Origin of the sequence: Ancylobacter amanitiformis (genome assembly GCF_030814815.1) — a bacterium.
GTDB classification, from domain to species: domain Bacteria; phylum Pseudomonadota; class Alphaproteobacteria; order Rhizobiales; family Xanthobacteraceae; genus Ancylobacter; species Ancylobacter amanitiformis.
In genome coordinates this window covers 248,667-262,151 of record NZ_JAUSVR010000004.1, presented here as the reverse complement: position 1 = coordinate 262,151, position 13,485 = coordinate 248,667, and the positions used below count along the sequence as shown (strand labels likewise).

Below are 13,485 nucleotides of genomic sequence, written 5' to 3'. Positions count from 1 at the left end.
AGACAGAGGCATGACCACAACCCGCATGAAGGTAACCGCCATCGCTCTGGGAGACGCCAGCGCGACCGTCCAGCTCATGGCCGAGCGGAGCGATCCGCAGGCCGAGCCTGTCGACCTGACCGTGCTTTTCATGGGGCGCCTGGAGACTCTGGCGGCAATCGAACCCGGAGCCGAGATCGATGTGACCATCGCGCTGGTGCCGGCCTGACCTAACACCCCCGATAATCTGGAGACTTCCATGCGCCTTGTCCCGGACTGGCGGCGCGTGCTTCTGCGCGCGTGGTCCGTGCGTCTGCTCCTCCTCGCCGGGCTCCTGTCCGGCCTGGAGGCGGCGCTTCCGATCATCGGCGGGTACCTGCCGATCAGCCCCGGCGTGCTGGCCTCCGTCACCGTGCTGGTGGTGGCCGGCGCCTTCGTCGCGCGGATCGTCGCACAGCCTAAATCCCTTGGAGACTGACATGCCCATCAGCAAGCTCCGCCCCAGCAAGCGGGCAGCGGCGGCGGTCGCCGCCGTCGTCGCCATGTCGATCGGCGGCTACGCGATCATGCCCGGCACCGGCGAACGGGTGCCGGATGATGTCGTGCTCGCCGCGACCTATCTCGTGCGGCCGTGGGAGGGCCGCGAGTTGCGCGCCTATCCCGACCCGGCGACAGGCGGCGCGCCGTGGACGATTTGCGACGGCGACACCAAGGGTGTCCGCCCCGGCATGATGGAGACGCCGGCCGGCTGCGACAAGCGCCTGGTACGCCGGATGATGGAGTTCCGGGGCAAGCTGGTCGCCTGCATCCCCGGCTTTGGCGCGAAGCCGCTGTCGTGGCGCGCGATGATGAACGGGCTCACCTGGAATATCGGCCCCGAGAAGCCCCGCGGCTCGTGCGGCTCGACGGCAGCGCGGCTCGGCATCGCCGGCGACTACATCGGAAGCTGCAACGCCGCGACGGCCTTCAACAAGGCCGGCGGCAAGGTATGGGCCGGCCTCGTGAACCGCCGCGAAATGGGTGACGCCAGCCGCATCGGCGAAGGCGAGCTTTGCGTGACGGGGGTGCAGTGATGTTCCTCGGACATCTTTCCGAGTGGCTGCCTTTCGGCCTTCACATTCTCGGCGCCAGCGGGCTCGCCATCCTCGGCGCGGCGCTGCTGATCTATGCGGTGCTCCCGCTCTCCCGCTACGCGGCCGTCGCCCAGGTGCTCGGCATCGCCTCGCTTGGCGGCGCTGCCTACCTCGCCGCGCAGGCCTGGGGCGAAAGCCGCTACCTCGCTGGCGTCGCCGCCGAGCGCGCGGTCTGGACGCAGCAGCAGGCGATCACGCTGGCGCGCGAGGATGCGGCCCTTTCGGCCATCCAGTCCGTGGGCGACCAGATCGCCAGCCGCGTCACCGACACTATCGCCGCCCTGCCGGCATCCCTCGCCAAGGAGATCATCGATGCCGCGCGCACCGAGGACGACAAGCCGGTGCCTGACAATTGCCGGGATGTGTATCGCGGCCTTCCTCCTGCCGTCCTGCGCGGTCTCGACGCGATACGCTGATCCCGGCCGGCCGGCGGCGGTCCCGGCCGAGCTGATGCAGCCGGCGGAAGGGCCCGCGCCGGGATATGCTGCGGCCGTAGGCTCCGTCTCGAAACAGGCGGCCATTGCCGGCCATGACCGGCGCGAACTCGCCGTGTGCCGGGCGCGGCTGGACGGGCTGCAGGAGTTCGTGCGCACCGAGCGCGCGGTGCTGGAGCAGATCCGCGGGGGCGCCCTTGAGCGATAGCGACCCCATGCTCCTCAAGATCATGGAGAGCCTCGGCGCCTTGCGCGCCGACGTGCAGAACCTCAAGGACGACCAGGTGATCGAGCGGCAGACCGGCGCGGACTTCCGCCGGGAGGTGCGGGTTGAGATCGCCACGGTGAAGCAGAGCGTCTCGGGGATCGAGCACGCTATCAAGCCGGTCGCCGCTGCCGTCGAGCAGCATACCAAGACCATCGATAAGCATGCGCTGATGATCGCGGGATTTTCGCTTTTCCAGACCCGCCTTGGCACTATCGTCGGGCTGGGGGTAACCGGCTTCGGCTTCCTCTACTGGTTCGTCTCCCATTACTGGGCCGAAAGCCTGGCCTTCATCCGCAGCATTTTCACCAAGGCCTGAGACCACGTCCCCGACGACAGCGTGGGAGGGGCGACAGCCCCGCTTTCCTCTCTGGGACAACTGCCCCGCCCCTCCTTCGGGAGGCGGCGGGGCTCTTTTTTCGTTTCGGGCTTGAGGCGCGGCAATGCCCACCCTATTGGCCGCAGTCTCACCTCTTGTTCTTTTTTCGTTCTCATGGAATCAATCCATCAATCAAGAGGAGAGACGACCATGACGAGCGAGCAGCAGCCCGCCGAGCTGGAGACTATTGCCGTTTCGGAGGCCGATATTGACGAGGCAATCGAGGCCTGCGACGGCGACCTCAGGGCGACGATCAAGGCCCTGCTCGTCGGCCAGCAATATCTCGAGATCGCCCTGGAGATGTCCCGCCAAGAGGCCTCGTGGGGCTATGTGCGCGGCCGGCCAAGCCGGCGCATTCGAGTGCTGGAGGGTTGATCATGGTTCAGCGGACCAAGCGACACTTCACGCCATCCGATGCCGAGAACATGCAGAAGGACATCCGCGCATTCCACCACCTTGTTCGGACATGGGCGGGCCAGGTGCAGCCTGGCACAACGATCTATGCCCTCATCGAGGTGCTGAACGGCGACCTCATCGTTGCCGACGGCGTGCTCAACGCGACGATCCATCAGCAGGCATACGAATGGCCACTCGGGCGCGCGGGGTTGCCGTGAGCGTTTCGGCTACGCCGGCCGGTCGACGCAGCCATCCGTCGCGTTCTTAGACCGTGGCGCGACGCCTACCTTCGAGGTCCCGTGACAATGTCCTTCAGGGTCGCCTGCCCGTCCAGCAGGAGATCCGCCCATTCCTGCAGAAGCTCCCGCCGGCGGTCGAGATACAGCGCGCGGTTATAGGCTGCGGCGACCTTGTTCTCAGGGGTGTGAGCGAGGATCATCTCGATCACCGGCCGATCGGCGGGGTGGCGCTCATTCATAATCGTCGAGAACGTCGCGCGCCAGCCATGCGGGACATGGCGCTGGTGGAAGCCTGCCCTGTTCAACAGGTAGCCGAGGGCATTCTCGCTCATGTGGCGATGGTGAAAGCGCACGTTCGGGAAGACGAACGGCGAGCGATGGTTGTCTACCCGAAGAACCTTCAGGACATCCACCGCCTGCCCTGAGAGCGGAACCATATGGTCGCGGCTGTCGTCCCGTTTGAGGTGGCTCTTCAGCTTCATCCGCTCGGCCGACACGCGCCAGACCGGCAGATCCGACGACAGCACGGGCAAGACCTCTTCCCACGGCGTCGTGACGATCGTACCGGAGCGCACGACCGTCAGCGCGAGCAAGCGCAGAGCGAGCTTCGTGGTCGGATGGCCCGGGATCGCCTCGGCTGCGCGCAGCACCTCGCGCGCCTCGTCCAGGGTGACGACCGCCGGCTGCCGGCCGCGCCGGACCGGCTTGAGGGCCTTCCTCACCACGATCGCCGGATTGTCCTCCGCCAGCCCCATCCCCATAGCAAAGGCGAAGATCTCCTCGATCCGCTGGCGCAGCCGGTGCGCCGTCTCGACCGCCCCGCGCCGCTCGACACGCCGCAGGGCTTCGAGCACATCCCGCGGCCGGATCTCGTTCATGTCGATCTGGCCGATCTCGGGGATCACGTCGCGCTCAAGGCTGCTGATCACATCGTGGGCGTGGCGGTCGACCCATCCAGATTTGCGGCTCTCGTACCACTCCCGCGCCATGTGGGCGAAGGTGCTGTTCAGCTTCCGCTCGATCTGGCGCTTGCGCTCCAGGTTCGGATCCTTGCCTGATTTCAGTGCGGAGCGGGCCGCATCGCGCTCGCGGCGCGCCTCAGCGAGCCCGACCTGGGGGTACGCGCCAAGAGACAGCGCTCGGTCCTTGCCCCCATGCCGATACTTCCACCGCCACTGCCGCCCGCCCGTCGGTGATATCGCGAGATAGAGCCCGCCGGAATCGGTGAGCTTGAAAATCCTATCGCGCGGCTTCGTCCGACGGATCTCGATGTCCGTGAGCATGCGCCCTGGCCCCCATGTTGGTGATGACATGGGGAATATACGGCCCCCAAGGGGACGGCTTCAAGACGACGCAACACGACTGCAACCGATTAAAGTTGCATTTGCGCTGCATACTGCGCTTTTTGGTTAATCTAAGCGCTGCATATCTGTTGCATTTGTTGGTTGGCGGAAGAGGTGGGATTCGAACCCACGGTGGGCTTGCACCCACGGCGGTTTTCAAGACCGCTGCCTTAAACCACTCGGCCACCCTTCCGCGCTGCGTCGCGACGCCGGTTCTTGTTTCCCAAAATGGGCCGGTTTGGCAAGCGGCTCTTGATCCTGTCGCTATGCCAAACGCTCAGCCGCCGTTCGGCGACGTGTTGACGGATCCCCAATTCGGCATGGTCCAGCCGGGAACGCTCCACATCTGCGGCGTGGAGCGGGATGTCGAGGTTGCGGGCGCGGGCGAACGCGGGCTGCGCGCGCGCGTTCGGTCCGCCTCCGCCGTCGTCGCGGCCGGGGTGAGCGAGGTCGTCTTGCGGCGCTGGTTCATGAAGGCCTGGGTCTGCTCAAGAATGATGCCGCGCACGGCCGGCGTGGTCGGCAACTGGGCGTGGGTGGAGAATCGGGCGCCGGATGCCCAGGCGTCGATGTTCACGGCGCCGCGCACATTGGCGAAGCCCGGGCCATGAATATTCGTGCAGCGCGGCACGCTGCAGACCGGCGGAGTGGGCGCCGCGTCGATGGTGATGACCATCGGGGCCGGCCGGCCCTCGCGTGTGAGTTTGCGCGCGTAGCGCAGCGCTGTCTCCCCACCCATGGAGTGACCGATGATGATGTCCGGCACCACGCCGCTGGTGCGCGTCATCAGATGCGAATCGGTGAGCGTGCGGAACCCCTGCGACTGAAGCGGCCGTGCCAGCGAGGAAACGCCGATATAGTTGCTCTCGACATAGACCCCCAGCCCATCCAGCAGCAGCACCAGGGGTGGCGCGGCCGCGGCCTGAGCCTCGACGGATGTCTGGGCGCGCGCCGCGCTCGCCGCGGATAGTGCCAAGGTTGCCGCCATTGCGGCCACTGCCAGTCTCGCCAACGTCACGTGAAAATCGACGCCTCCTGCCTGCACGCGACCGCGCACGATCGCCGCCCCACCACGAACGAGACGGGAGGCATTTTCAAGGCAAAGGGCGGGTCACCTTCATGGAGACCCGCCCTTGACAGGGTGGAGAGCGGTGCCGCCGGGCGGCGGCGCGGCTCAGGCCGCGTGCTCCAGATCGCCATGATGCGGCTGAAGTCCGCAGGCGAGCGACCAGGTTTCAAAGGCGATCCAGGCATCGCGCCTCTGCTGCGGCGCCCTGGCCGCCTCCATCTGGGTGAGGAGCATTTCCGCGAAACGGCCGAGGCGGTCATGCCGCAGCGACCGTATGAGGTTGATCGCACAATCGAGCGAGGCGACCTCGATCTCCTCGCTGCCGATCCTGACGATCAAGGGCACGGGTTGGAAATTCACGCTTTCGTTCAGCATGCGTGCAGCCTCCCTGCTGTATCGGCTTGTTCTTGGGTGTCTCGCGCGACCGCGCCGTTCGGCTCGGCGATGACGATCATCATCGGCGCAAGTCATGGCGCCAAAATGACACTGTCAAATAAATACGTTGAATCGGCCCGGGAGGAAAGCGGGACGTGCCGATGGTCCACGGCATTCTCTGCAAAGCATGATGTGGCGCATGAAGAATATGGCGCATCGTACATGTAATTTGTAATGCCAGCGAACCCTTCGAGGCTTTCAACTGCGCCGCGAGGGCGCGAAAATCCACGATCTCATGTATTGATTACGTATTGACCATCCATCTCCGCCTCGTGTCATTTATTTTCGAACGGGCCTCATCCGACATATCGCAAAAGTCGGGACAGATGAATTGTTATGTGATTTTATTATTTCATTTTTGAATTCACGATATTTCATTTATCGCTATTGCGAATTGATACGATTTGTCGTGCTGCCTTGCAGCGACGAATACATATTGCGGATTCATAGATACATCATGTTACGTTACGGATGGGCGGCGCCAAGACCGCCCATGGAGGAAACGCCATGATTATCCGTTTGAAGGCCGCCGCGCTTGCCGCGGTGGTGAGCCTGGCCGTCGCGGCGCCGGCTTTCGCGCAGGAAGAGGCGGCGCACGTAAAGCCGGCGACCGCCTATGTGAAGCAGAACATCGAGGCCTGGCTCGGCGATCCCGTGATCGTCACCGCCGTGATCGAATCGAACAAGAAACATGCCCGCCTGATGCAGGAGGACATCGACAAGCTCGACAAGGCCTGGGTCGCCAAGGACCCCGCGCTGATCGATTCCATCCGCAAGAACAAGCTGTCCGAATTCCTCATCAAGAAAAAGGACGCCTCGGGCGGGGTGATCACCGAAGTGTTCGTCATGGACAATCGCGGGCTCAATGTCGGCCAGACCGACGGCACGTCGGATCTGTGGCAGGCGGATGAGGCCAAGTGGCAGAAGACCTATGCCGCCGGTCCCGGCACCATTTTCGTCGACAAGGTCGAGGAAGAGGACGGCAAGAAGATCGCACAGGTCAGCGTCACCGTTTCCGACAAGGATGGAGCCATCGGCGCCGCCACCTTCGGCATCGATGTCAGCAAGCTGAAATAACCCGCTTTCGATCGTCTCTCCCGGATCCTGGAGGGCGGCGCAAGCCGCCCTTCTTTTTGCCGCGCGCGGACCGGTACCGGCGCGGGCATCCGCAGGCGCCCAGGCTTTCAAGGAGTGGGCTTTTAATGTTTGAGCTTTTAAGGCTCGGGCTTGGGCTGACCGACCGCTTGGAGTAAGTGTCGCGGGCCGGAAGCCAACAGGAGATAGCCATATGTTTCTCGCCATGAACCGCTTCAAGGTAAAGCTGGGATCGGAGGCGGAGTTCGAGACCGTCTGGCGCGAGCGCGACAGCCATCTGAAGACCGTGCCGGGCTTCAAGGCCTTCAATCTTCTGCGTGGCCCCTCGAAGGAGGACTACACGCTCTATGCCTCGCACTCCGTGTGGGGCTCGCGCGAGGATTTCGAGGCGTGGACGCGCTCGGAGGCATTCCGCCTCGCCCATCGCAGCGCGGGGGGCAACAAGCCGCTCTATGTCGGGCATCCCGAGTTGGAGCTGTTCGACAGCGTCATTGCTCTCTCGGTGGGCGACGCGGCGGCCTGAGACGAGCCCCGAGGCGGCTGCCCTGGCCGATCACATGGATGTCACGCAGGGCTGCCGGGCGCGCGCCGCAGTTGACGGAAAGGGTCGCGTGCCGTAACCGCTCGCGATCCTGACATTCCGGGTCCCGATCGCTCATGGCCGACATTGCGGCGTCCGACGCCTTTTCTTCCGCGCGCACCGATGCGCCGCGCATCTCGTTCGTCTCGCTCGGCTGCCCCAAGGCGCTGGTGGATTCCGAGCGCATCATCACCAGCCTGCGCTCGGAAGGCTATGAGCTGTCGCGCCGCCATGAGGGCGCGGACCTCGTCATCGTCAACACGTGCGGCTTTCTCGACAGCGCCAAGGCCGAGAGCCTCGCCGCCATCGGCGATGCGCTGAAGGAGAATGGCAAGGTCATCGTCACCGGCTGCATGGGCGCCGAGCCCGAGCAGATCCGCGCCGTGCATCCGGGCGTGATGGCGATCTCCGGTCCGCAGCAATATGAGAGCGTGCTGGCCGCCGTACATCAGGCGGTGCCGCCGACGCATGATCCGTTTGTCGATCTCGTGCCGCCGCAGGGCATCAAGCTCACGCCGCGCCACTACGCCTATCTCAAGATTTCCGAGGGCTGCAACAATCGCTGCACCTTCTGCATCATCCCCAAGCTGCGCGGCGACCTGGTCAGCCGCCCCGCCGGCGACGTGCTGCGCGAGGCCGAACGGCTGGTGGCTGCGGGCGTGAAGGAACTGCTGGTGATCTCGCAGGACACCTCGGCCTATGGCGTCGACATGAAATACGCCGCCAGCCAGTGGAAGGACCGGGAGGTGCGCACGCGCTTTCTCGATCTCGCCCGCGAGCTTGGCACGCTCGGCGCCTGGGTGCGCATGCACTATGTCTACCCCTACCCCCATGTCGACGAAGTGATCCAGCTGATGTCGGACGGGGTGATCCTTCCCTATCTCGACATTCCCTTCCAGCATTCCTCGCCCACCGTGCTGAAGCGCATGAAGCGCCCGGCGGCGCAGGAGAAGACGCTCGCCCGCATCCTGTCCTGGCGCGCCGCCTGTCCCGAACTGACGCTGCGCTCCACCTTCATCGTCGGCTTCCCCGGCGAGACCGATGCGGAATTCGAGGAGCTGATTTCCTTCCTCGACGAGGCCGAACTGGACCGCGTCGGCTGCTTCAAATACGAGCCCGTCGCCGGTGCCCCGGCCAATGACCTTGGCGTGGCGATCCCCGACGAGGTGAAGCAGGCGCGGTGGGAACGCTTCATGGAAGCGCAGCAGCGCATCAGCGCCCGGCGCCTCAAGCGCAAGGTCGGCACGCGCCAGCAGGTGATCATCGATTCGGTCGGCCCCACCGTCGCGATCGGCCGCTCCAAGGCCGACGCGCCGGAGATTGACGGCGTGGTGCACGTCGCCTCGCGCCGGCCGCTGCGGGTCGGCGAGATCGCCACGGTCAAGATCGAGCGCGCCGACGCCTACGACCTGCACGGCACCGCGGTCGGCTTCTGAGCACGCCGGCTTCGACGTGGGCGAACGGACCGGCCTCGGCCGCGTCGGCGCTCATTCGAGGATCCGGCGCAGTTCCTCGGAGGGGATGATGCTCTCGTCCACCGTCGGCCAGGCGAGCGCCACGGTGTAGGCGAGCGTCACCGCGAAGGCGAGCGAGAACGTCACCATGCCCAGCACCAGTTGCGGCCGCTTGCCGACATGCAGCGCCGCTAGGCCGACCTGCGACAGCACGCCGAGGATCAGTACGATGATCCAGCGGTGTGGCGCCAGATCGGTGTGGAGGATGAAGTAGCGGTCGGTCCGCAGGCGCCGCAGATCGATCTGCCCGCTGAGCAGTGCGCTGCGCATGTGGCTGGCCACGCTCGTATCGGCTTCGGCGGCGGCGATGGAGGCAATCAGGCCGTCGAAAGCCTTCGAGACCTGCGTCTCGGGATAGACCCAGCCTTCATCCCACTCGTATTTCGAGAGCGCTCGCGCATAGACGTTCACCGCCTCGTCCACCGGCGCGCAGGTTGGCCCGCACACACGCGCGATGTCGAGCATGGCGTCCAGCTTCTGCACTTCCTGCAGCACCGTCTGGGCATAGCGCGTCTCGCGGCCCCAGATATCCGTCACCATGAAGGCGAGGAACAGCGCGAAGGGCAGCGTCAGCGCCCCGAGATAGGAGGTCTGCAGATCCTTCGGGTGGAACACCGCGACGGCACGCGGGCGCATCGCCGCCCAGTAACAGAGCCATCCCGTCAACAGGGGAATAATGCCGATGAGGACGACAAAGACCGAGAAGAAGTCACCTGTGATGATACGCGACCAGCTCACCGCTGCGCCCCCTGCCCTCAGGCCTTGAGTAGGTCGCGCAATGTCGCCTCGATAACCCGGGTGGCGGCGGCAAGGTCGCTGATGCGCACATGCTCGTCGGCGGCGTGGGCATTGGCTTCGAGGATCGAGCGCGGCCCGGCGCCGTACAGCACCGTGGGAATGCCGGCGGCCGTATAGTGGCGCGCATCGGTATAGAGCGGCACGGCGGTTGCCGGCGGCACGGCGCCGAGCACCTCGGCGGCATGCTTCTGAATGGTCTCGACCAGCTTTTCCGTGCCCGGCAGGGTGCGCAGCGGCTCGGCGAGGATGATGCGCCGGCACTCGATCTCGATGCCGGGCCAGCCGGCCACCGCCTGCTCGATCCGCGCGGTGAGTTCGGCCTCGACATTGACCCCGTCCTCTTCGGGCGTGAGGCGACGGTCGACGCGCATGACGATGCGGTCCGGCACGACATTGGTGTTGATGCCGCCCGAGATGAGCCCGACCGTGATCTTCGGCGAGCCGATGCCGGGGGTCGCGCTGGTGATGCCATAGAGGCGCGCGCGTTCGGCATAGATCGCGGTCAGGATGGCATTGGCCGCCTCCAGCGCGTCGGCGCCGGTTTCCGGCATCGCCGCGTGCGCCTGCTTGCCGCGCACCACGATTTCAAGGTGCAGCGCCCCGTTATGGGCGATGACGACGGCATAGGAGAAGCCGGCCGAGATGGCGAGATCGGGCTTGGTAAGGTCCTGCTCGATCAGCCATTTCGGCCCGACAAAGCCTCCGGCCTCCTCGTCATAGGTGAAGTGCAGCTCCACCGTGCCGTTGAGCCCTTCCGGCTGCTCCTTGAGGGCCAGCAGGGCGAAAGCATAGGTCGCGAAATCGGATTTCGACACGGCGGCGCCGCGGCCATAGATGGCCCCGCCCTTCTCTTCCGCGCCATAGGGATCGAACGTCCAGCCCTCGCCCGGCGGCACGACATCGCCATGGGCGTTGAGCGCGACGACCGGGCCGCCCGTACCGAACCGCTCGCGCACCACGAGATTGACCACCGACTTCATGCCATAGGTCTTCACGAAGGGCTCGGGCACCGGGTGGCGCTCCACGGTGAAGCCGAGTTCCTCCAGCAGCCGACCGGCGACCTCCGCATGCGGGGCGCAATCGCCCGGCGGATTGTCGCTCGGCACGCGCACCAGCGCCTTGAGGAACTCGACCTCAAGGGCGAGCCGCGCTTTATCGTCAGCAGCAAAGGTCACGTCTGTACTCCGCCCGTGGCGTCGGTGAGTTGCGGAAGCTGGAAGCGCTCGATGAAGCGCACCAGCGCGGCGGCGGCAAGTCCCATATCGTCGGGGGAGGCATATTCCGCCGGATTGTGGCTGATGCCGCCCCGACAGCGAACGAACAGCATGCCGACCGGGCAGAGCTTCGACATGGCCTGCCCGTCATGGCCGGCGCCGGACGGCATGGAAGGCGCGGAATGGCCGAGATCGGCGACGGCATTGCGCAGGCGCAGCTGCAGGTCGCGGTAGCATGGCACGGTCGCCACCTCGTGAAAGGCGGAGATCACCACGCCGAGCCCGCGCAGATCGGCGATGCGGTGCGCCTCGCGCTCGAAGCGCTCCAGCGCCTCGCGGCGGGACACGTCCGACCCCGAACGCAGGTCGAGCGTGAAGACCACGCGCGAGGGAATGACGTTGATCGAACCGGGCTCGATATGCATGCGCCCGACGGTCGCCACCATGCCGTGGCGGTCCGCCTTGGCGATCTTTTCCGCCGCCAGCGCCATTTCAGCGGCCCCGAGCAGCGCGTCGTGGCGCATGCGCATCGGCACCGTGCCGGCATGGCCCGCCTCGCCCGTCACCGTGATCGACAGGCGCGAAGCCCCGGCAATGGCGGTAACGACGCCGAGCGGCTCGCCATCGGCTTCCAGCACCGGCCCCTGCTCGATATGCGCCTCGACATAGGCGATGACCTTGTTCGGGTCATAGGCGGCGGCGGGGATGTCGTCGGGGTTCTTGCCATAGGCGATCAGGGCGTCGCGATAGCTCACGCCATCGGCGTCGCGCATGGCGAGACTGGCCGGCGCGAAGATTCCGGCGACGGCGGCGGAAGCCGAAAGCGTGGTGGGAAAGCGCGTGCCCTCCTCATCGCCGAAGGCCAGCACGTCGATGCCATAGGGCCGGGACAGGCCGGCCTTGCTGATGATGCCAAGCGCGAGGATGCCCAGCACGACGCCCATGGCGCCGTCATATTTTCCGGCCTCGGCCACGGTGTCGATATGCGAGCCGATCAGCAGGCGCGGCGCGGCGGGCCCGGCGGGATGCCAGTGGCCGCGCACCGTGCCAAGCGCATCCTCGCTGACATCAAGGCCCGCCTCACGCATCCAGGTGGCCACCAGGTCGGCGGCGCGGCGGTGCTGCGGCGTGAGGAAGAAGCGGGTGAGGTGATCCGGGCTCTCGGAGATGGCGCCGAGTTCCTCGATCATCGCCGCCGCGCGGGCTCCCAGCGCGGCGATGTCCAGCGGAACGCTCATGGTCTCGTGTCGACGCCTCCGGCCCTGCGAAGCCGGCCCATCCGTCGCCCCGCGCCACCTTTGCTGCGCAATGGCACATGAGCGCCGCTTTGGCAACGATGGCCCGGCGGCACTGCCCCGCCAGACCGCCCCGCCGCGCGCCATCGGGCGCGCTGCGGGGCGGCGTTACGGGCAAGGCCATCACGGATCCGGCCTGCCCCGCGCGCCTGCCTGTCCGACCTGCCCGCCCTACTTGCCCGCCCTACTTGCCGGGCACCTTGTCGTCGATGCCCTTCACGTACCAGTTCATGGAGAGGATGCCCTTGTCCGGCAGCACTTCGCCCTCCTTCACCACCAGCTTGCCGGTCTGGTCGTAGATCGGGCCCTTGAACGGATTCAACTCGCCGGACTTGATCTTGGCTTCGGTCGCCTGCGCCATCGCCTTCACGTCGTCGGGCATGTTGGTATACGGCGCCATGACGACCTCGCCGTCCTTCATGCCGCTCCAGGTGTCGGTCGACTTCCAGGTGCCGTCCATGACCTCCTTGACGCGCTCGATATAGTAGGGCGCCCAGTTGTCGACGATCGAGGTCAGCTGCGCATGCGGGCCGAAATTGATCATGTCCGAGGCCTGGCCGAACGCCTTGACGCCGCGCTGCTCGGCGGCCTGCATGGCGGCGGGGCTGTCGGTGTGCTGGGAGATCACGTCGGCGCCCTGGTCGATCAGCGCCTTGGCGGCGTCCGCCTCCTTGGCCGGGTCGAACCAGGAATTCGCCCACACGATCTTCACCTTGATATCAGGGTTGACCGACTGCGCGCCGAGCATCAGCGCGTTGATGCCGGAGATGACTTCCGGGATCGGGAAGGAAGCGATGTAGCCGATCGTGCCGGTCTTCGACGTCTTCGCCGCGATCTGGCCGAGGATGTAGCGGCCTTCGTGGAACTTGGAATTGTAGGTCGAGACGTTCTTGTCGCGCTTGTAGCCGGTGGCGTGCTCGAAGAACACTTTCGGGTTGCGCTTGGCCACCTTCAGCGTCGGCTCCATATAGCCGAAGGAGGTGGTGAAGATCAGCTTGTTGCCGGCGCGGGCGAGTTGCTCGATCACGCGCTCGGCGTCCGGGCCCTCCGGCACGTTCTCGACATAGGTCGTCTCGACCTTGTCGCCGAATTCCTTCTCCACCGCCTTGCGGCCCTGGTCGTGCTGGTAGGTCCAGCCGAAATCGCCGACCGGGCCGATATAGACCCACGCCACCTTGAGCTTCTCGGCGGCCAGCGCCCCGGTGGCCGCGGCGCCGGCAAGGCCGAGGCCCGCGGCGATGGCGACCGCCATTGAGAGAATCTTGCGCATGAACGTCTCCGCTCCATCATTCCGCGGCCGAAATCCTGTCACCGGCA

18 protein-coding genes and 1 tRNA gene are annotated in these 13,485 nt (G+C 65.9%); 11 read left to right on the top strand and 8 right to left on the bottom strand.

The genetic code is table 11. The features are described from left to right. The first annotated feature begins 10 nt into the window (after window positions 1-10). From QOZ99_RS08755 to QOZ99_RS08720, 8 genes are all read left to right on the top strand, one after another. Window positions 11-208, top strand: a complete 198-nt coding sequence (locus tag QOZ99_RS08755) for a hypothetical protein (protein WP_306889577.1) — start codon at window positions 11-13, stop codon at window positions 206-208. A 30-nt stretch (window positions 209-238) separates the two neighbouring features. Continuing rightward, window positions 239-457, top strand: coding sequence for a DUF7940 domain-containing protein (locus QOZ99_RS08750; RefSeq protein ID WP_306889576.1), 219 nt, complete (start codon window positions 239-241; stop codon window positions 455-457). Window position 458: 1 nt separating this feature from the next. After that, entirely contained in the window at window positions 459-1,052 is a 594-nt protein-coding gene (locus QOZ99_RS08745; RefSeq protein WP_306889575.1) for a lysozyme, read from the top strand. Next, window positions 1,052-1,528 (top strand): hypothetical protein, encoded by a 477-nt coding sequence (locus tag QOZ99_RS08740; RefSeq protein WP_306889574.1) that lies wholly within the window; start codon window positions 1,052-1,054, stop codon window positions 1,526-1,528. The genes QOZ99_RS08745 and QOZ99_RS08740 overlap by 1 nt, the downstream gene beginning before the upstream one ends. A 34-nt stretch (window positions 1,529-1,562) precedes the next feature. Continuing rightward, the gene (locus tag QOZ99_RS08735) at window positions 1,563-1,754 is read left to right on the top strand and encodes a hypothetical protein (RefSeq protein ID WP_306889573.1); all 192 of its coding nucleotides are present in this window, start codon (window positions 1,563-1,565) and stop codon (window positions 1,752-1,754) included. Between the two features lie 7 nt (window positions 1,755-1,761). Beyond that, on the top strand, window positions 1,762-2,130 hold the full coding sequence (locus QOZ99_RS08730) for a hypothetical protein (RefSeq protein WP_306889572.1): 369 nt from the start codon (window positions 1,762-1,764) through the stop codon (window positions 2,128-2,130). A 210-nt stretch (window positions 2,131-2,340) separates the two neighbouring features. Further along, a complete protein-coding gene (locus tag QOZ99_RS08725) occupies window positions 2,341-2,565 on the top strand; it encodes a hypothetical protein (protein ID WP_306889571.1) in 225 nt (74 codons plus the stop codon). A 2-nt stretch (window positions 2,566-2,567) separates the two neighbouring features. Beyond that, the gene (locus QOZ99_RS08720) at window positions 2,568-2,804 is read left to right on the top strand and encodes a hypothetical protein (protein WP_306889570.1); all 237 of its coding nucleotides are present in this window, start codon (window positions 2,568-2,570) and stop codon (window positions 2,802-2,804) included. A gap of 65 nt (window positions 2,805-2,869) precedes the next feature. Here QOZ99_RS08720 and QOZ99_RS08715 read toward each other — a convergent pair whose 3' ends face one another. The 4 genes from QOZ99_RS08715 to QOZ99_RS08700 all read right to left on the bottom strand — a co-directional run bounded on the left by QOZ99_RS08715 (window position 2,870) and on the right by QOZ99_RS08700 (window position 5,612). Further along, window positions 2,870-4,108: a tyrosine-type recombinase/integrase gene (locus QOZ99_RS08715; protein ID WP_306889569.1), complete on the bottom strand. Its 1,239-nt coding sequence runs from the start codon at window positions 4,106-4,108 to the stop codon at window positions 2,870-2,872. Window positions 4,109-4,271: 163 nt separating this feature from the next. Beyond that, window positions 4,272-4,361, bottom strand: a tRNA-Ser gene (locus QOZ99_RS08710). 84 nt (window positions 4,362-4,445) lie between these two features. Then, complete coding sequence (locus tag QOZ99_RS08705; protein ID WP_306889567.1) at window positions 4,446-5,144, bottom strand: hypothetical protein; 699 nt, start codon at window positions 5,142-5,144, stop codon at window positions 4,446-4,448. A gap of 198 nt (window positions 5,145-5,342) precedes the next feature. Then, window positions 5,343-5,612: a hypothetical protein gene (locus QOZ99_RS08700; protein WP_306889566.1), complete on the bottom strand. Its 270-nt coding sequence runs from the start codon at window positions 5,610-5,612 to the stop codon at window positions 5,343-5,345. Between the two features lie 567 nt (window positions 5,613-6,179). On the opposite strand from QOZ99_RS08700, the gene QOZ99_RS08695 reads away from it, so the two are divergent. The 3 genes from QOZ99_RS08695 (at window position 6,180) to rimO (ending at window position 8,783) form a co-directional block, all read left to right on the top strand. Then, a complete protein-coding gene (locus tag QOZ99_RS08695; RefSeq protein WP_183191176.1) occupies window positions 6,180-6,749 on the top strand; it encodes a hypothetical protein in 570 nt (189 codons plus the stop codon). Between the two features lie 211 nt (window positions 6,750-6,960). After that, a complete protein-coding gene (hmuQ, locus tag QOZ99_RS08690) occupies window positions 6,961-7,290 on the top strand; it encodes a heme-degrading protein HmuQ (protein ID WP_306889565.1) in 330 nt (109 codons plus the stop codon). Between the two features lie 134 nt (window positions 7,291-7,424). Continuing rightward, entirely contained in the window at window positions 7,425-8,783 is a 1,359-nt protein-coding gene (gene rimO, locus QOZ99_RS08685; RefSeq protein ID WP_306889564.1) for a 30S ribosomal protein S12 methylthiotransferase RimO, read from the top strand. 51 nt (window positions 8,784-8,834) lie between these two features. Here rimO and QOZ99_RS08680 read toward each other — a convergent pair whose 3' ends face one another. From QOZ99_RS08680 to QOZ99_RS08665, 4 genes are all read right to left on the bottom strand, one after another. Beyond that, entirely contained in the window at window positions 8,835-9,599 is a 765-nt protein-coding gene (locus tag QOZ99_RS08680) for a bestrophin-like domain (protein ID WP_306889563.1), read from the bottom strand. Window positions 9,600-9,616: 17 nt separating this feature from the next. Beyond that, window positions 9,617-10,834, bottom strand: a complete 1,218-nt coding sequence (locus tag QOZ99_RS08675) for an ArgE/DapE family deacylase (RefSeq protein WP_306889562.1) — start codon at window positions 10,832-10,834, stop codon at window positions 9,617-9,619. Next, window positions 10,831-12,111, bottom strand: coding sequence for an allantoate amidohydrolase (locus tag QOZ99_RS08670; RefSeq protein WP_306889561.1), 1,281 nt, complete (start codon window positions 12,109-12,111; stop codon window positions 10,831-10,833). Before QOZ99_RS08670 ends, QOZ99_RS08675 begins: the two co-directional genes overlap by 4 nt. A gap of 241 nt (window positions 12,112-12,352) precedes the next feature. Further along, window positions 12,353-13,438, bottom strand: a complete 1,086-nt coding sequence (locus tag QOZ99_RS08665) for a BMP family ABC transporter substrate-binding protein (RefSeq protein WP_306889560.1) — start codon at window positions 13,436-13,438, stop codon at window positions 12,353-12,355. Window positions 13,439-13,485 lie beyond the last annotated feature (47 nt).